The sequence below is a fragment of the Pseudomonas sp. 7P_10.2_Bac1 genome (assembly GCF_025465935.1).
Classification (GTDB): Bacteria; Pseudomonadota; Gammaproteobacteria; order Pseudomonadales; family Pseudomonadaceae; genus Aquipseudomonas.
Window position 1 is genome coordinate 59,721 of record NZ_JANLNV010000017.1, and the last position, 17,240, is coordinate 76,960.

Consider the following 17,240-nt stretch of genomic DNA (forward strand, 5'->3'; position numbering starts at 1 on the left):
CGCACAGGGTTGTGCTGAGGCAAGGCTTTGTACTGACCCGGCACTGGCGCGATACGCCGTCCGGGGTTGAAGTAGAGTTCTGGCTGGCCACTGATGAAGGCCCGCAACACGTGCGTTTGCCGATGCAGACGTCGGTTGCGTTTATTCCGCTGGCACAGCGTGCCCAGGTCGAAGCGCTGGTGCAGGGTGAGCGCAACATTGAGCTGCGTGAGCTGGCGTTGTGTGACTTTCATTCGCGGCCGGTGCTGGGCTTGTACAGCCAGCAGCATGGGCAACTGATCGATATCGCCCAGCGCCTGCGCCGCGCCGGGGTTGAGGTGTTCGAGGCCGATATACGGCCGCCCGAGCGCTTTTTGATGGAGCGCTTTATCACCGCCCCGGTGAGCTTTAGTGGCCAGGCCCAGGCGGATGGCCCGCTGCTGGATACCCGGATGAAACCGCACCCGGACTATCGGCCGCGCTTGAAACTGGTTTCGCTGGACATTGAAACCAGCGCTCAGGGTGACCTGTACTCGATTGCCCTCGAAGGCTGCGGCCAGCGTCAGGTGTACATGCTGGGCAAGGCGACGCAGGCCGACACCCCAGTGGATTTCGACCTTGAGTTTTGCGCCACCCGTGGCGACCTGTTGCTGCGCCTGAACCACTGGCTGGCGCTGCATGACCCCGACGCGATCATTGGCTGGAACGTGGTGCAGTTCGACCTGCGGATCTTGCACGAGCATGCCAGGCGCCTGGGTATCCCGCTGCTGTTAGGGCGTGGGGGTAGCGAAATGCAATGGCGCGAACACGGCACCCGCAACAACCACTACTTCGCCAGCGCGGCGGGCCGTTTAATCATCGACGGTATCGAATCACTGCGCTCGGCCACCTGGTCCTTTACCTCGTTCAGCCTGGAAAACGTCGCGCAAACCTTGCTGGGTGAAGGCAAGGACATCAGCACCCCGTACCAGCGCATGGACGAAATCAACCGCATGTTTGCCCAGGACAAGCCCGCACTGGCGCGCTATAACCTCAAGGACTGCGAGCTGGTAACGCGCATCTTTCACAAGACCGAGCTGCTGACCTTCCTGCTGGAGCGTGCCTCGGTCACCGGGCTGGAAGCCGATCGCAGCGGCGGTTCGGTGGCCGCGTTCTATCACTTGTATATGCCGCTGATGCACCGCCAGGGCTATGTTGCGCCCAACCTGGGTGATAACCCGCCACAGGCCAGCCCCGGCGGATTTGTCATGGAATCGCAGCCGGGGTTGTATGAGTCGGTGCTGGTGCTGGACTACAAGAGCCTGTACCCGTCGATCATCCGCACGTTTTTGATCGACCCGCTGGGTCTGGTCGAAGGCTTGCGCCAGCCCGACGATGAGCACTCGGTTCCGGGATTTCGCGGCGCACGTTTCTCCCGTACCCGGCACTGTTTGCCAGCGATCATCGAGCGTGTCGCCAATGGTCGGGAGGCGGCCAAGCGAGAGAAGAACGCGCCGCTATCGCAGGCGCTGAAAATCATCATGAATGCCTTTTATGGCGTGCTAGGGTCCAGCGGCTGCCGTTTTTTCGATACCCGGCTGGCGTCGTCGATCACTCTGCGTGGCCATGAAATCATGCTCAAGACCCGCGCCCTGATCGAGGCGCAGGGTTACAGCGTGATCTACGGCGACACCGATTCGACCTTTGTCTGGCTGCGCAGCGAACACAGCGAAGCCGATGCCGCGCGAATCGGCCGTGAACTGGTGCAACACGTCAACCAATGGTGGCAAGCCCATGTCCGTGATGAATATGGGCTCACCAGCGCGCTGGAACTGCAATTCGAAACGCATTACAGCCGGTTCCTCATGCCGACCATTCGCGGGGCCGAGGAGGGCAGCAAAAAGCGCTATGCCGGGCTAGTGATGCGCCCTGACGGGCAGGCGGAAATGGTCTACAAGGGCTTGGAAACCGTGCGCAGTGACTGGTCGCCGCTGGCGCAACAGTTTCAGCAGGCGTTGTACCTGCGCATCTTCAACCGCCAGCCGTACCAGGACTACGTACGCGATTTTGTACAACGCACCCTGGCGGGCGAGCATGACGAACTGCTGATCTACCGCAAACGCCTGCGCCGGCCATTGAGTGACTACGAGCGCAACGTCCCGCCGCACGTGCGCGCGGCGCGTCTGGCAGACGAATACAACGACCAGCAAGGGCGACCCCGGCAGTACCAGAATGGCGGTTTTATCAGTTACGTCATCACAGTGGCGGGCCCGCAGCCGCTGGAAAACCGCACCGCCGATGTCGACTACGACCACTACCTGACCCGGCAGTTACAGCCCGTGGCGGATGCGATTCTGGTGTTCGTCGACGATGACTTCAGCGCGCTGGTGGGCGGGCAGATGGGCTTGTTTTAAGCGTTGCTGGCGGGCGTTGCGGCTTTTGAACGGGCACGGTCTTTCGCCGCTTTGGCCTCGGCGGCCAGACTCTCCAGGCAAAACTGCTCGGCGTAACTCATCAGGATCTCGGTGGTATCGCCTTTAATCGTGCGCGAACCGGCAAGGATATAGCGCATGCGTTTTTCTGTTACACCGATGCGCTGGGCGATCCAGACCGGGGTTTGGCCGATGCGATCGACCAGCTTGTTCGCATATTCAGTTGAAGGGTTATAGCGTTCAGCGTTGGGAAACATGGGAGGTCCTGGAACGGAAAAATAAAAGCCGGACGGCAGGGTACTCCTTTTCACCACAAACCCCGTAGCAGTTGTCGAGTCAGGCGAGGCTACGTCCGATTGCGCAGCGATTGCAAAACCTGAAAACCGTATGTGTCTGAATGACCGCGCCAGGCGGTTTCTTACGACGATTGCGTCGCCGCACATTGCCCGGGCAACTGCTACAGGCGCCGGGTTTTCAGCCCACAACCGGGTAGCTGATCGGCCGTTCTGCCCGCTGGCGTTCACTGGCAATCAACGTGTTTTTCAGCAGATAAGCAATGGTCATCGGCCCAACACCGCCCGGCACCGGAGTGATGGCGCCAGCAACGCAATTGGCGCTCTCAAAATCCACATCGCCCACCAGTCGGGGGCCGCTGTCGGTGTCGATTCGGTTGATGCCCACATCAATCACCACCGCGCCCGGTTTGAGCCAACTGGCATCGATCATCTTTGGTTTGCCCACAGCCGCCACCACGATATCTCCCAGACGACACAGCGCCGGAGCATCCACGCTGCGCGAGTGCACTACGCTGACGCTGCAATTGGCCTGTAACAGCATGCTTGCCATGGGTTTGCCGACGATGTTGGAACGTCCCACCACCACAGCGTGCAGGCCGCTCAGGTCACCGAGGGTTTCGTGCAACAGGCGCATGCAGCCGCTGGGCGTGCAGGGCGTGAGGACTTCGTCGCCTTGTACCAGCCCGCCGACGTTTTCACGGTGAAACCCGTCCACGTCCTTGATGGGTGCAATGGCCTGGATCACCGCCTGTGGATTGATGTGCGCAGGCAACGGCAGTTGCACCAGGATGCCGTTCACGCTCGGGTCGGCGTTAAGGCGCTCGATCAATTGCAGCACCTGCTGCTGGCTGACGCTGTCGGGCAGGCGGTGCTCCAGTGAGCGGATGCCGACGTCTTTGGCACGCAGCAGTTTGTTGCGCACGTAGACTTCACTGGCCGGGTCCTGGCCGATCAGCAGGACTGCAAGGGCCGGGTAAATCTGTTGTGCCGCGAGGGCGCGGACGTCTTCGCGGACTTCGTCGAGGACCTGCGCCGACAGGGCTTTGCCGTCAATGATGCGGGCGCGTGTCTGGGCTGAAGGGTTCAATCGAATCACCGTTATCTTGAGGTCTAAAGTGACCGGAGCATTGAGGTCACGCCTCGATACTCCGGGAGCAGAAGTCAGATGACCGCCAGTTGATGGCAGCCGTACACCACGAGCACGCCCGCGATCAAGGTAATGTAGGGCAGCACGCCTGCACGTTTCTGGCCTGAATTGGCCTCGATGTACAGGTCATTGAGCATCGCTTCGGGGAAGCGCCCTTTGTCTTGTACGTAATGGCGGAAGCAGAAAACCGGCAGGATGATCAATGCCAGCAGCAGCCCGGTCATGAGTGTGCCCGCGCCCCAAATGTCGGCGCCCAGGCCCATGCAGGCCAGGTTGACGAAGCTCAGTACGCCACCGGTTGCCAGCAAAACGGTCGGTGCCTTGTACGGGCGGGACCAGTCAGGGCGGTCCATGCGATGAATCCAGCCAGCGTTCAAATTGAGGAAGTTAAAGATGATGTAGCTGACGTTGGACGCCGCCAGCACGAACACGTAGTCGGACATCAATAACAGTAAAAGGTTGAAACCCAGGTCGGTCCACATCGCCGCCGTCGGTGCACCATGCTCATTAGTGCGGCCCAGGTATTTGGGTAGCCAGCCGTCTACCGATGCCTGGTACAGCGTGCGCGAGGAGCCTGACATGGAGGTCATGATGGCCAGCAACGTCGCGAGCACCAGCATGATCAGCACGATGTTTGCCACCAGCTTGCCGCCACCGATACTGTCGGCCAGCACCTGACCGACGCCCATGCCGCTGTAGATGGCGGGCGAGAGCAGGCCGCTGTAGACCGCGGGGGTGACAACGGTGCCGTCGGCATCGAGCACGGCGGGTGTTACCAGTTGCCCCAGCCCCAGGCTGCCCTGAAATGCCAGTGGCACCAGAGTGAAGACAAAAATACACAGCACGCCCGCGTAGAAAATCGCCTTGAAGGTGTCACGTTTCGGGTCCTTGAATTCGCGGGTGTAGCACACTGCCGTTTCAAAGCCGTAGGTCGACCAGGCGGCCATGAACAGCCCGCCGGCCATCAGCGTCCAGCCAGACATGTCCCATGTCCCGTCGATCACTTGCCCGGCTGCATCGTGGGCCAGCGGGTACAGCGGGAAGAAGTTGGCTTGCAGGGTGTCTCCGGTAAACAGCGGAACCACACCCACCAATAACAGCGGAACCAGCGAGGTCATGCCCAATACCAGGGTCAGACGTGCCGAGCGCAGGATACCGCCGTGTTGCACGGCAAACACCGTGAGCAGTATCACCAGACCGATGGCGAAGGTGGCATTGATACGCAACGACAGCCCGCTTTTGACCCAGCCCAGATCCAGCAAGGTCAGTTGCCAGGTGTTGATCAGCGCATCGGCCGGGAACAGCGCCGTGAGGATGTAACCTGCGGCCAGGCCCGATCCGATTGACAGCACCGGCGACCACGCCAGCCAGTTGCACCAGACCGACACCGGGGCGATCAGTTTGCTGTAGCGAACCCAGGCCACCGCGCCATATACCGAGGCGCCGCCGGACTTGTGCGGAAACAGCCCGGCAATTTCGGCATAGGTGAAGGCCTGGATAAAACCGAAGAGGATCGACACGATCCACACAATCCAGGCGGGTTTGCCTACCGTGGCAGCAATCGCGCCGATGGTGAACAACACCAGCGCCGGTACCCCGCTGGCGACCCAAAAAGCCCCTCGCCAATTGATCTTGCGCTGCAGGTTGCCCACTGAACGGGCGGACTGCGGTACGGTCTCCAACGTAGTCGCTTCCATCTTTTTATTCCCATGTCTGAGTTGCGTAGTAGTGGGGCAGTCAAAGTGGGGTGACTTCTGTCGATCAGCTACGTACCCGGCTTTTGTCCGGGTCATAGAAGATCGCTGCGCTGACCGTGGCGCTTATGCGCTTCTGCAGGCCATCGACTTTTCCAACTTCCAGCTCCGTACCGGCCTCGCTGCACGCCACATCGACCCGGCACAAGGCGATGTTGCTGCCCAGCAGCGGCGAGCGGCAGGCGCTGGTGATCACGCCGACCTGGGCGCGGCCACGGTAGACCGGGTCGCCGTGGTGTGCGCCTTCGTTGCCGCTCAGTTGCAGGCCCACCAGCTTGTGTGTCGGGTGGGCACTGCGGCGCAGCAGGGCATCGCGGCCGATAAATTCATCGGTTTTGCTTTTGAGCGGCACAGAAAAGCCGATACCGGCTTCAAAGGGATCGGTCTGGTCGCTGAACTCATAACCGGCAAAGATCAGACCGGCTTCGATGCGCAGCATGTCCAGTGCCTCAAGGCCCAGGGGCACGATGCCCAAGGGTTGGCCCAATGCCCAGATTCGATCCCAGACTCGCTCGGCATCTTCGGGTTGGCACCAGACTTCATAGCCCAGTTCGCCGGTGTAGCCGGTGCGTGAAATCATCAGCGGGCAGCCGTCGTAGCCGTCCAGCCGGCCGACCAGAAAGCGGAACCAGCCCAGAGTCTCGAGGGTGGGCTGGCCCGGCGGGGTCCACACCATCTGACTCAGCAACTCCCGGCTGCGCGGCCCCTGCACGGCGAGGTTGTGAATCTGCTCGCTGGCGGACTTGATCCAGACCTTCATACCCAATTTCAGTGCTTGTTCGCGCAACCAGATGCCGGCGTAGTCTTCGCCGCAGATCCAGCGGAAGTTGTCCTGGCCCAGGCGCAGCAGGGTGCCGTCGTCGAGCATGCCGCCGTGCTCGTGGCACATGGCCGAATACACCACTTGGCCGATTGCCAGACGCCGCACGTCGCGGGTCAGACAGTACTGCAGCAAGGCTTCGGCATCCGGCCCGAGGATCTCGAATTTGCGCAGGGCGGTCAGGTCCATCACGGCCACCCGCTCGCGGCAGCCGAGGTACTCCTCGATGGCGCCGTAGCCGTCATAGCGCAGGGGCAACCACCAGTTGCGGTAGTCGACAAAACTGCTGGTCAGGGCACGGGTTCGCGCGTGGAACGCGGTTTCGCGGGTCAGGATCGGGTCGGCATCCGCCGTTGGTCGAGTGCTCATGGCGATGGAAAAACGCTCCTTTTCGCTATAAATGCGGACATGGATGTCCGTAGGATTCCAGCCATTCGCCGGATCGATATCGTCCGGGCACGAGGTGCTGCCACACACCAGATCGGTCATGGCCCGCAGCAGCACGTAATCGCCGGGGCGCGACCAGGGCTCGTCGAGCGTCATTTGCTGATGGGCGTCGATCCCGGTGTTGAAGAAAAAGTTGATCGCCGGCCAGCCCGTGCGCGCCTGCACGCCATACGGCGCGAGCACACGGCTGAGGTTGTCGCTGCAGTTGTCGTGCCCAAAATAGCCGTGGGTTTCGTAATAGCGCGCAGCGCAGGCCAGAGCAAAGGAGTCGTGGCGGCCAACGGTGTCTTGCACCACTTCGAGCATCGGTTGCATCTGGCGGTCGAAAAACTTCGAAAACAACCCCGGCGCCGGATAAGCGCTGCCATTCAAGGTGCGGGTAACGGTCTGGTCGAGGTCCAGCTCCAGTCCGAGATCCAGCGCCCGGCGATCCAGCGCGACAAAGTCAGAGCATTGCCGGCCAGCCACATCCAGGACTTGCACATATTGGCCCTTGGTGACGGTGTAACTGTGGGCGGTGCCAGGGCGCAGGGTGAACTCATCCACCAGTTCTCCCAGCGGCTCAGGCAACGCGGGCAGCCACAGGGGCGAAGGATCGGCCCGTGTGACCCGCACCCGCAGTTCGCCGGGGCGGTATTGGCGATCGACCGCGGTCGGTTCTGCGGGCGCGGCGAGGATCACCAGCCGTTCAGCTTCGGCTACCAGCGATTGCTGGTGCCCGGCCGGGGTATCGCCGTTCCAGAGCAGGGCTGGATGCGGCAAATGAACTGCCGCGATTCCGCGTTTTTCCAGCGCCTGAGTGATACGCCGCGCTTGCACCCCTGGTTCACCCAGGCGGGTGCGCAGGTACGTGTTGGCCACCGACGGGGTCAGCCCCCAATCGCTTAATGCACTGGCGCCCAGGTTGTTCAAGGACAGCAGCTCACATGGCTGCTGGCCTTCAAGGTCGATCACTTGCAGGGTGTCGCCGGGTTGCAAGGCGATCAGGGTCAGGCCGCCTGCCGCCACCCGATAGCGTTCCAGGTTTGGCGCCCGGGCAAACAGCCCGGGCTCGCGGGGACGGGAAATGCGCGGTGCATTCATCAACGGGCTCCCGGGTCAACCGACCGACTTGATAGGGGTGGGCGGTTGACCCAAGTACGCTGCCATGGAATCGTCCAGCGCCAGTAGCCACGGTGTGTGATGAGGCGGCGACTGGGTGCCGGTCATCAACGAGCGGTACGACTTGTCGCGATAGCCCATGATGTTTTCGGCTTTGTCGTGCTTCCAGTGAAGGAAGGTTTCATTGACCGCCGCAATGTCGAAACTCGGGTAGTCGGTGGCGTCGACCAGATGCTGGATGTAGGCGCCCTGGAATTCGAACATTTGCTGATTGGTTTCCAGGGTTTGTTCGCGGGCATGCCAGGCTTGGCTGTCAGCGATCATCTGCGCGTGGTCAGGCAATTGAATTCGCCCCAGAATCACGTCGCGGGCGTACCAGGCCTGGGCGTCGAACATGTTGAACGAGTACCACTGATCCTGCATGCCCAGGTAGATCAGGCGAGGGTTGGGTTCCCAGAACACACCTTTGTAGAGGTTCATCGGCCACAACCGGTTGTCGGTCTTGAGGTTCAGCTCGTCCGGGAGGAACGGGAAGTGATGTTTGTAACCCGTGCACAGAATCACTGCGTCGATGTGTTTGCTACTGCCATCGGCAAACCAGGCGCGGTTGTTTTCCAGGCGTTGCAGTTGCGGTTTTTCTTCCCAATTGTCTGGCCAGGCATAGCCCATAGGGGCGGTGCGGTAGCAGCTGGTAATGCTGCGGGCGCCATATTTGTAGCATTGCGAGCCGATGTCTTCGGCCGAGTAGCTGCTGCCGACAATCAGCAGGTCCTTGCCCTTGAATTCCAGCGCGTCGCGAAAATCATGGGCATGCAGGATGCGCCCGCCAAACTGCTCAAAACCTTCGAAATACGGAACACTGGGCGTAGAAAAATGCCCGCACGCGTTGATCACGTAGTCGAATTGCTCGCTGGTCAAGGTGTCGCTGTTGTAGTCGTGGGCCTGCACGGTGAAACGCTGGCTGGCCTCATCGAAGGTCACTTGACGCACCACATTGTTGAAGCGGATGTAATCACGCACACCGGCCTTTTCGACCCGACCCTTGATGTAATCCCAGAGCACTTCACGCGGCGGGTACGACGCAATGGGGCGACCAAAATGCTCCTCAAAGGTGTAGTCAGCGAACTCAAGGCATTCTTTCGGCCCGTTCGACCATAGATAGCGGTACATGCTGCCGTGCACCGGTTCGCCGTGTTCATCCAGCCCGGTGCGCCAGGTGTAGTTCCACATGCCGCCCCAATCGTGCTGTTTCTCGTAACACACCAGCTCCGGGATGTCGGCGCCCTTGTCCCGTGCTGACTGGAAGGCCCGCAGTTGCGCCATGCCGCAAGGGCCGGCACCGATGATTGCCACGCGTAAGGTCATGATCGTGCCTCGGGTAAAAGGAGGGATCAGCGAAAGATCACTGTCTTGTCCTGGTTAATGAACACCCGGTGTTCCAGGTGGTATTTCAGCGCTTTGGAAAGGGCCACGGTTTCGGTGTCGCGGCCGATGGCGACCAGTGAGTCGGGCAAGTGGGTGTGATCAACGCGCTGAACCTCTTGCTCGATGATCGGCCCTTCGTCGAGGTCGCTGGTGACGTAGTGGGCGGTGGCGCCGATCAGCTTGACGCCGCGGTCATACGCCTGGTGATAGGGCTTGGCGCCTTTGAAGCCGGGCAAGAACGAGTGATGGATGTTGATCGCCCGGCCCGACAGTTGCTGGCACAGGCTGTCGGACAGAATCTGCATATAGCGCGCGAGTACCACCAGGTCGGTTCCGGTCTCTTCGACGATGCGCATCAGCTCGGCTTCCTGGCGAGCCTTGGTGTCTTTATTGATCGGCAAATAGATGAAACGAATGCCTTCTCGTTCGGCCATGCCGCGCAGATCCAGGTGATTGGAGACCACGGCGGTGATCTGCATGTCCAACTCGCCCTTGCGGTGGCGGTACAGCAGGTCGGTCAGGCAATGGTCGAACTTGCTCACCATCAGCAGCACACGGGTTGGCTGGCTGGAGCAAAACAGTTGCCACTGCATGTCAAAGCCCGCGGCCAGGCTCCCCAGCCCAGCACGTAACGTGTCGATATCGCCGGTTACGCCGTTGTTGAAGCGAAAGACCGCACGCATGAAAAACTGCCCGGTGAACTCGTCGTCAAATTGCGCCAGTTCACTGATGTAGCACTGTTGGCGTGCCAGGCAGTCGCTGATCGCGGCCACGATGCCGGAGGTCGCCGGGCAGTTGATCTTGAGAATGTAATGTTCGGTCGAAGTGTCCATCGAAGGCTCCGATTTTGACGAGTGGGGTGGGTCAGCCTTTGGCCGTGCGCTTGGTTTTTTGCGGATCGTCGAAGGGCAGGGTGTGGCTGGCGGCGCTGGCGTTCAGGCTGCCGCGCACTTGCAAAGGTGTGCCTGGGATGGCGGCTGCAACGCTCAGGCGGGCAATGGCCATGGAACGTTGGGTCAGGCGTGAATACATGGCGCAGGTGATGACGCCGACCTGTTGCTCGCCTTGCCACAGGGTGTCGCCCGCCTCGGCGGCACGTTCGCCTTCCAGCAGCACACCGGAAATTTTGAAACGCTCTTTGCCGCGCAGACGAAAATGTTCTTCGGCACCGCGAAATTCGCGTTTGTCGGGGGATACGGTGAAGTCCAGGCCCATTTCCCATAGCGTGTCGCCGGCCTTTTGGTCGGCGAAGGGGTACATCTGCGAGTTGTCATAGGGGAAGAACATCAGCGCGCTTTCGACCCGCAACCAGTCGAGCGCGGTGAAGGCACACGGGATGATGCCCATGCCAGCGCCTTGCTCCAGAATCGCGTCCCAGATCGCCGGGGCATCGGCGGCCTTACAGAAGATTTCGTAGCCGCGTTCGCCGGTGTAGCCGGTCCGCGAGATCATCACCGGGCGGTCGAACAGGCGGGTTTGCAGGTGGTGAAAGTACGGTAGCTGGCGAATGCCCGGCACATGTTCGGCGAGAAAATCCACCGCCAGCGGTCCTTGCAACGACAGGTCGTGCAGGTCGTCATCGAACAGCACTGCCACTTGCCGACCCTGGGCCGAGCGCACCAGCATTTCATAGCCGGTGCCTGCGCCATGGACCACCATGAATGCGTTCGGCCCGGTGCGGTACACGATGCAGTCATCGACGAACTTGCCTTCTTCGTCGAGCATCGAGGCGTAGACCGACTTGCCGGGGTAGAGCTTGGCGATATCACGGGTGGTAGCCCATTGCAGCAGGCTCTCGGCATGGGGGCCGACGTAATGGATTTTTTTCAGGCCCGATACGTCCATCAAACCTGCGCGGGTGCGGATCGCCTCGTGGTGATCGGCCAATTGACTGTCATAGGTCCAGGCGGTGCCCATGCCGTTCCAGTCTTCGAGCGCGGAGCCCAGTGCGCGGTGACGCTCGGCGAGTGCAGAAATACGCCATGAATGTGCCATGTGAAAAATCCTTGTCTGGAGGAAGGTGGTCAGGGTTCAAGCAGGTTGAAATCAACGGTTCGGGTCGAACTGCGACAGCCACTCGACCAGGGTCTGGCGGTAGCGGGTCATGCCCTTGTACTCGGCGATGGGGTCGGGCAGGTCGCGTAGTACCCGGTGCAGACGGCAACCCCAGCCGGGTTGCGTCACCAGTTCCTGGAGGCTGATGAGGTAGGTGCGAATGCTGAACATCACCGCGTTGCTGCGGGGCAGGCGCAGCATCACTTGCAGTTCGACGCGCAGGTGCATCTCCTGCCCGACGTTCTCTGGCGTGATGCGGCCGCGGTCGGCGCCCCACTCGTGATAGGTCTCGGGGGATGAGTCCAGGCGCGGTTTGATGGTCAGCGTCCAGTTCAGGCGCCGCACCGGTTGGCCTGTTTGCAGGTTGAGCAGGTATTTCAGGGCGCGGTCGAAGACGCCCATTTGATGGGCCATCGGCACCGGCGAATGCCATTGCTTGAAGCTCATGCCGGCGTCAAAGGCCAGCGACCAGTCAGCCGGACTGGTGACGATGCCGGCGTCCATGAACAAATCGTTGTCGCGCTGATCGAGCAGGGCAAAGTCGCCTTGCACCTGACGCCCGATAAACTCCAGCGGCTCGCACGGCAAACTGCTGGGGTCACCGAAAACAAAGTGCTGATCGATGTCCAGCAACAGGTTGCGCCAATGCCAGCGTTCGCCGTCACGGTCCAGGATGAACCACCGCGGGTAATCGGCGGCGAGGTTTTCCATCAGCAGTTGCAGGGCGTCCCAGGCAGCTTCTTGCATGTGCGGCAGCACCAGGTAGCGGCGCGGGTCCTTGTCCAGTACCAGCGCACGTTCGGCCATTTCGGAGCGGTAGTGTTCGTCGATGTCGAACGTGTATTGGTAGACCGATCCAGGGTCTCGCGAGGTCGCGGGCTCGATATTCACCGAGTACAGGTAACTGTCTTCGGTAAACGGAAAGGGGAAGCGCCGGATGGCGGCCGGGCTGTTGCGAAAGGTGAAGTCATCGCGGTAGCTGAGCACGGGGCTTGATAGGGGATTCATGGTCGACTGCTCCTAGAGATCCAGCGAGACGCAAGAGTGGGCGCGCGAGACGCACGGCATTAAGAATTCGGCTTGTTCGGCGGTGCTCAGAAAACTGTCGCGGTGTTCAACCTCGCCGCCGGTATGGCGCACCTTGCACTGGCCACACACACCGCCACGGCACAGGTTGGGAACGTTTAGCCCGGCCGTCTCCAGGGCTTCAAGCAGGCTTTGCTCGGCACCGACCTGCAAGCGCTGGTTGCTGTGCAGCAGGTTCACCTCAAAAGGCTTACCGGGCTGAGCGGCACTGAATGCCTCCCAGTGCACGCGTTGCTCGGGCCAACCCAGCGCTTGAGCCTGCTGACGGACAGCCTCCAGCAACGGTTGTGGGCCGCAGCTGTAGACGTGGCTGCCCAAGGGCCTGTCGCGCAGGATCTGGCTCAGGTCCGGGCGGCTGGCGTAGCAATGCAAACGGTTGCCGAGCCGCTGTTGCAGCTCTTCGACATAGGCATCGCTTTGGCCCTGGCGATAGACGTAATGCAGTTCGAATTGGGCGTTTTGTCGCTCAAGGGCTGCGATGTAGGCCATGAAAGGCGTGATGCCTATGCCACCCGCGATCAGAATGTGCACGTGCGCGGTTGAGTGCAGGGCGAACAGGTTGGCCGGTGGCGAGAGCTGCAGGGTGTCTCCGACTTGTACCTCGCGGTGCAAGAAACGTGAGCCGCCGCGAGAGTGCTCTTGCAGGCGCACGGCAATCCGGTAGTGGCGGTTGTCGGCCGGGTCGCTGGTCAGTGAATAGGCATTGCGCAATGTGCCCCCGGCCAGCGGCAAATGGACTTGCACATGGCTGCCGGCAGAGAAACCGGGCAAGTGGCCCGAGCAGGGCGTAAAGGTGAATTCGCGTACCGCATCAGTGAGCATTCTGGCACCGCTGACCTGTACCTTGAGCGGCGCGTTCATGGCTGTATTGCTCATGACTGCGCTCCTGCGTAGGGCTGGTCCGGGTTGCGGCACACGCCGATATACGCGCCCAGGCGGTGGGAGAAGTGTTCACGGATTTCCAGGTCGACCTCGCAACCGATGCACGTCAGTTGTGCGGTGTCGCAAGCGGCCTGGATCAGCCCGCAATGCACGCAATACACCTGGCGTGGGCCCGCAAGCGGTGGAGCGAGGTTGATTTCTTGCTCTTCCAGCCCGGCGTTGCGTGCCTGGCCGTGTATGCGCCACATGAATGCTTCATCGCCCATCAGGTACAACTGGCTGCCAACGGTGGCGCTGCTTAGAAGCTTTTCCAGGCGTCGGGCAAAATCCGGGTTTTCACCGTTCAAGACCTGCGGTTGATCAAGCTCGCCGACAAAAGGGGCGCAGGCTGCGGCGCATTGCATGACCACGATGTGCTGGCGGGCATTGGCGCGAGGCAGCGCCGTGCGATAGCGCGGCAGGCTGGGGCGGTGCTCAGGGGCGGCATTGAGGGTATCCGTCATGGTGGCTGTCCTGGCTGATTCGCCTGTGCAAACTGGGCGAAAGTGGCGGTTTTTTGTTTCCTGATGGGGAAGATAATTTCTCAGCAGGAAAATCTTCTCAATCTGGCCAAAGGGCTACCTCTTTAGAGATATGCCAGGCCTGGCGGGTGTCAGGGGCACGGAAGTTGCTCGTCTTTGTGCAGGTACACAGGGAGTTATGGAGAGTGCAAACACGATCGCCATGGTGGCCGCTCTGGTTGGGGCGTATCCGCCCCGAACAGGCCAGCAACGTGCGCAAGCTGCTGATGGAATTGCCATTGATCCAATTGCACACGGACAGTGCCTTGATCGATTTTCTGGATCGTTTTGAAGCACTGTTGCCCGTCAGCACGCTCAATCTGATGCTTAACGATGAAGGGCTGGAAACGTCCCGTTGTGGTTCGATCAGGCGTTGCCATGATGTCGCGCGTTGCCCCTTGGCACAGTCTCACGCAACCGATTCGGCACAACCTTGCGGGCCCTGTCGCCAGCGTGGGGTGTATCGGTTGATATGTGCTACGCCGGTGGATACCGAGTCGCCTTCGGGCTGGCTGTTGCTCGACACCCCGCGCCCAGCCGGTGGCAGCTGGCGCCGGTTATTGAGCGAAGTTGCCCTGGGCGTCGGCTTTACCTTGCGCGTTCGTGGCTACTGCCGCGAGCAACAGCGCAAGCAGGCCACCGCGCAGCACGGAGCGTTGGCCCGTGAGCTGCACGATTCAGTGGCCCAGCAGTTGGGGTATCTGTCGTTTCAGGCGCGCGTGCTGCACTCGCAGACCAACACGCCGGAGCAGGCGGGCGTGGTATTAGACGAACTGCGCACGGGCTTGAGCCAGCTACAGCGCCAGGTGCGCGAGTTGATCACCAGCGCGCGACTGACCATGAACGGACGCTCATTGCGCCAGGCGTTGGCGGACTCGGTGGCGGAGTTTTCGCGACGCTGCATCATTGTCTTTGAACTGGACAATCGCCTGGCAGACGATGCCTTGAGTCCGGAAACCGAATTACAGGTGCTGCAAATCATCCGCGAGGCCTTGGCCAATGCGGTGCGCCATTCCCACGCCCGGCATGTGCGCATTGAACTGCGGCAGCATCCGGGCGGCGAGGTATGGGTCTCGGTCGAAGACGATGGCATCGGCCTGAGCCCGGCGTCTGGAGAAGAAAATCATTTCGGACTGGCAATCATCCGCGAGCGCGCAGCCAGCATTGGAGCGCGCTTGAGCATTGACGCCATCCGCCCGCACGGGGTGCGCGTGCACCTTGTGGTGGTCGGTCATCCAGAAGGACCAGAGGGGAGTTTCGATGCAGAGCACCACCTTACTGTTGATCGATGATCATCCGTTGTTTCGTAAGGGGCTGGCCCAGTTGTTCAATGCCAGTGACGACTTTGAAGTGGTTGGGCAGGCCTCCAGCGGTCGTGAAGGCATCAACATGGCAGTCAAACTGGCGCCACAACAAGTCTTGCTGGATTTGCACATGCCCGGTCTGAGCGGCTTGCAAGTACTTGATGAATTGCAGCAACTGCGCCTCGATTGTCAGATTGTGGTGCTGACAGCGTCCATGGATCGCGGCGAGCTACTGGCGGCCTTGCGCTTGGGCGCCAGTGGTTATGTGCTCAAGGAAACCGAGCCGGATGCACTCCTGGCCTACATGCGCAATTGCAATAAAGGCGCCATCGTCCTGGACTCGACCTTGATTGCCTTGCTGGCGGATCAAAACGAGACAGTGAGCGCTTGCGAACCGCCGGACACCGGTCATTTGACCGAGCGCGAAGGGCAGACCCTGGCGTTGATTGCGGCGGGCATGAGCAATAAACAGATCGGGCGAAAACTCGGGATCAGTGACGGCACGGTCAAGATCTACGTGAAGAACCTGTTGCAAAAGCTCAGCCTGCATTCACGTCTGGAATTGGCGGCGTGGGTACACAGCGGTGCGTCCAATCGGCCCGAGGAGCGTCATTAGATGATGGAGCGAGTTGATCGATGGGGAGGCATGGACTGCTTTGCAGCTGCGTTGCTGCAATTGCGGGATAACGGACACATCGTTCATTTCAATCTGGCGTGGGTTGAATTGATGGACATGCCGAGTGCGCAGTGCAACCTGATGGACTACGTGCACCATGAAGATCGCTCGTTATGGCGTCAGGCCCTGCTTGAACTCCAGCGCAGGCCGGATACCACCTTCAGCCAGCGGCTTCGCTTTGTGCACCCTTCGGGAGAATTGCGTTGGCTGGATGTAAGCCTTAAGCGCGGGGAAGAAGGTTTTTATTTGGTGGCGGTAGACGTGACGGCCCACAAACGCCGGGAAATTGCCCTGCAGGCCAGCCAGCGCAGCAGTGAGAGTTTGCTCGACAGCATGCCGGGGTTGATCTATCGCGGGCGCAATAACCGTGACTGGACCATGGAATTTGTCAGCGCCGGGTGTTTGCGCCTGACCGGCTACCCGCCGGAGCGGTTGGTGGACAACCATGAGTTCACTTACAACAGCTTGATTCTGGAAGTGGATGCCGATTATGTCTGGCGCGAAGTGCAGTACGCGCTGTCGCGTCATGAACCGTTCGAGTTGAGCTATCGCATCCGCTGCGCGGACGGAGTGATCAAGAAAGTCTGGGAAAAGGGGGTGGGTATCTATGCCGATACCCGGGAGGTGCTGGGTATTGAAGGCGCGATTTTTGAACGTGGTAATTAGGTATTAGCGGCCTTGTCAGCTAGAAGCCGGTACTTATGTGCTTGAACCGATTTTCAACCAGTGTGATTGGTCGTCGCTGACATAGGTTGTGATCTGGCGCGAAGCGTTTTTATTGGGTGGGTGTACATATCCATTATTGGGGCGGTGTACATATCCATTATTGGGTCGATGTACATATCCATTGAATGCGCAACGGCGACCTACGGGTTTCGCCCTTACGGCGAGGCACTTTTGTCAAACAGCCACAAAAGTACCCAAAAAGGCCTCGCCCACAGCGTACGGCCTTCGCTGCGCTCAGGTTCCCTCACTCCGGCCCCGCTCCGTGGGCACGCCGCCACGGGCCATCCATGGCCCATCGCGGCTCTCCCGGCATCCATGCCGGGACACCCACTACGCAGAACCTCCACTCGGCCTCCCGAAGGGGCGGACAGATCAAAAGCCAAAGCAACAGCAACAGCAACAGCAACGGCCAGATCAAAAGATCGCAGCCTGCGGCAGCTCGGCTAGCAGGTTGCTCGGCTCTTGATCTGGCTTGTGCTTGTGATCTGGCTTGTGATCTTGATGTTGAAGGCCCCATTAAACCCTGCTGGCCGAGCGCAGGTTTTGTGTAGTGGGTAACCCGGCAGGACGC

Annotated in this window: 14 protein-coding genes; 4 read left to right on the plus strand and 10 right to left on the minus strand. The window is 60.5% G+C overall.

What is annotated here, in order from left to right:
• The first annotated feature begins 11 nt into the window (after positions 1–11).
• Positions 12–2,372 (plus strand): DNA polymerase II, encoded by a 2,361-nt coding sequence (locus NTD86_RS03815; RefSeq protein ID WP_410016944.1) that lies wholly within the window; start codon positions 12–14, stop codon positions 2,370–2,372.
• On the opposite strand, the gene NTD86_RS03820 is transcribed toward NTD86_RS03815, so the two are convergent.
• The 10 genes from NTD86_RS03820 to NTD86_RS03865 form a co-directional block, all read right to left on the minus strand.
• Positions 2,369–2,647, minus strand: a complete 279-nt coding sequence (locus NTD86_RS03820) for a hypothetical protein (RefSeq protein WP_262200835.1) — start codon at positions 2,645–2,647, stop codon at positions 2,369–2,371. The genes NTD86_RS03815 and NTD86_RS03820 overlap by 4 nt on opposite strands.
• A gap of 217 nt (positions 2,648–2,864) precedes the next feature.
• Entirely contained in the window at positions 2,865–3,773 is a 909-nt protein-coding gene (locus tag NTD86_RS03825; protein WP_262200836.1) for a bifunctional 5,10-methylenetetrahydrofolate dehydrogenase/5,10-methenyltetrahydrofolate cyclohydrolase, read from the minus strand.
• 74 nt (positions 3,774–3,847) lie between these two features.
• The gene (locus tag NTD86_RS03830) at positions 3,848–5,530 is read right to left on the minus strand and encodes an APC family permease (RefSeq protein WP_262200837.1); all 1,683 of its coding nucleotides are present in this window, start codon (positions 5,528–5,530) and stop codon (positions 3,848–3,850) included.
• Between the two features lie 64 nt (positions 5,531–5,594).
• Positions 5,595–7,937, minus strand: a complete 2,343-nt coding sequence (locus tag NTD86_RS03835; protein ID WP_262200838.1) for a DUF1989 domain-containing protein — start codon at positions 7,935–7,937, stop codon at positions 5,595–5,597.
• Positions 7,938–7,952: 15 nt separating this feature from the next.
• The gene (locus tag NTD86_RS03840; protein WP_262200839.1) at positions 7,953–9,320 is read right to left on the minus strand and encodes an NAD(P)-binding domain-containing protein; all 1,368 of its coding nucleotides are present in this window, start codon (positions 9,318–9,320) and stop codon (positions 7,953–7,955) included.
• A 26-nt stretch (positions 9,321–9,346) separates the two neighbouring features.
• Positions 9,347–10,213: a formyltetrahydrofolate deformylase gene (gene purU, locus NTD86_RS03845; RefSeq protein ID WP_262200840.1), complete on the minus strand. Its 867-nt coding sequence runs from the start codon at positions 10,211–10,213 to the stop codon at positions 9,347–9,349.
• Positions 10,214–10,244: 31 nt separating this feature from the next.
• Positions 10,245–11,375, minus strand: coding sequence for an aminomethyltransferase family protein (locus tag NTD86_RS03850; RefSeq protein WP_262200841.1), 1,131 nt, complete (start codon positions 11,373–11,375; stop codon positions 10,245–10,247).
• Positions 11,376–11,426: 51 nt separating this feature from the next.
• Positions 11,427–12,443 (minus strand): heme-dependent oxidative N-demethylase family protein, encoded by a 1,017-nt coding sequence (locus NTD86_RS03855; protein ID WP_262200842.1) that lies wholly within the window; start codon positions 12,441–12,443, stop codon positions 11,427–11,429.
• A gap of 12 nt (positions 12,444–12,455) precedes the next feature.
• Positions 12,456–13,382 carry a PDR/VanB family oxidoreductase gene (locus tag NTD86_RS03860; protein WP_262200847.1) on the minus strand — a complete coding sequence of 309 codons (927 nt, stop codon included), beginning with the start codon at positions 13,380–13,382 and terminating at the stop codon, positions 12,456–12,458.
• Between the two features lie 11 nt (positions 13,383–13,393).
• Entirely contained in the window at positions 13,394–13,906 is a 513-nt protein-coding gene (locus NTD86_RS03865; protein ID WP_262200843.1) for a dimethylamine monooxygenase subunit DmmA family protein, read from the minus strand.
• A 203-nt stretch (positions 13,907–14,109) separates the two neighbouring features.
• On the opposite strand from NTD86_RS03865, the gene NTD86_RS03870 reads away from it, so the two are divergent.
• From NTD86_RS03870 to NTD86_RS03880, 3 genes are read left to right on the plus strand one after another with little or no spacing between them, the layout of a single operon-like run.
• Entirely contained in the window at positions 14,110–15,255 is a 1,146-nt protein-coding gene (locus NTD86_RS03870; protein ID WP_262200844.1) for a sensor histidine kinase, read from the plus strand.
• The gene (locus NTD86_RS03875) at positions 15,224–15,883 is read left to right on the plus strand and encodes a response regulator (RefSeq protein WP_262200845.1); all 660 of its coding nucleotides are present in this window, start codon (positions 15,224–15,226) and stop codon (positions 15,881–15,883) included. The genes NTD86_RS03870 and NTD86_RS03875 overlap by 32 nt, the downstream gene beginning before the upstream one ends.
• Positions 15,884–16,609: a PAS domain-containing protein gene (locus tag NTD86_RS03880; protein ID WP_262200846.1), complete on the plus strand. Its 726-nt coding sequence runs from the start codon at positions 15,884–15,886 to the stop codon at positions 16,607–16,609.
• Positions 16,610–17,240 lie beyond the last annotated feature (631 nt).

Bases quoted from the DNA above. Each gene is read 5' to 3' on its own strand.
- NTD86_RS03820 (WP_262200835.1), bottom strand. From the start codon at position 2,647: ATGTTTCCCAACGCTGAACGCTATAACCCTTCAACTGAATATGCGAAC.
- NTD86_RS03830 (WP_262200837.1), bottom strand. From the start codon at position 5,530: ATGGAAGCGACTACGTTGGAGACCGTACCGCAGTCCGCCCGTTCAGTG.
- NTD86_RS03835 (WP_262200838.1), bottom strand. From the start codon at position 7,937: ATGAATGCACCGCGCATTTCCCGTCCCCGCGAGCCCGGGCTGTTTGCC.
- NTD86_RS03840 (WP_262200839.1), bottom strand. From the start codon at position 9,320: ATGACCTTACGCGTGGCAATCATCGGTGCCGGCCCTTGCGGCATGGCG.
- purU (WP_262200840.1), bottom strand. From the start codon at position 10,213: ATGGACACTTCGACCGAACATTACATTCTCAAGATCAACTGCCCGGCG.
- NTD86_RS03850 (WP_262200841.1), bottom strand. From the start codon at position 11,375: ATGGCACATTCATGGCGTATTTCTGCACTCGCCGAGCGTCACCGCGCA.
- NTD86_RS03855 (WP_262200842.1), bottom strand. From the start codon at position 12,443: ATGAATCCCCTATCAAGCCCCGTGCTCAGCTACCGCGATGACTTCACC.
- NTD86_RS03860 (WP_262200847.1), bottom strand. From the start codon at position 13,382: ATGAACGCGCCGCTCAAGGTACAGGTCAGCGGTGCCAGAATGCTCACT.
- NTD86_RS03865 (WP_262200843.1), bottom strand. From the start codon at position 13,906: ATGACGGATACCCTCAATGCCGCCCCTGAGCACCGCCCCAGCCTGCCG.
- NTD86_RS03875 (WP_262200845.1), top strand. From the start codon at position 15,224: ATGCAGAGCACCACCTTACTGTTGATCGATGATCATCCGTTGTTTCGT.
- NTD86_RS03880 (WP_262200846.1), top strand. From the start codon at position 15,884: ATGATGGAGCGAGTTGATCGATGGGGAGGCATGGACTGCTTTGCAGCT.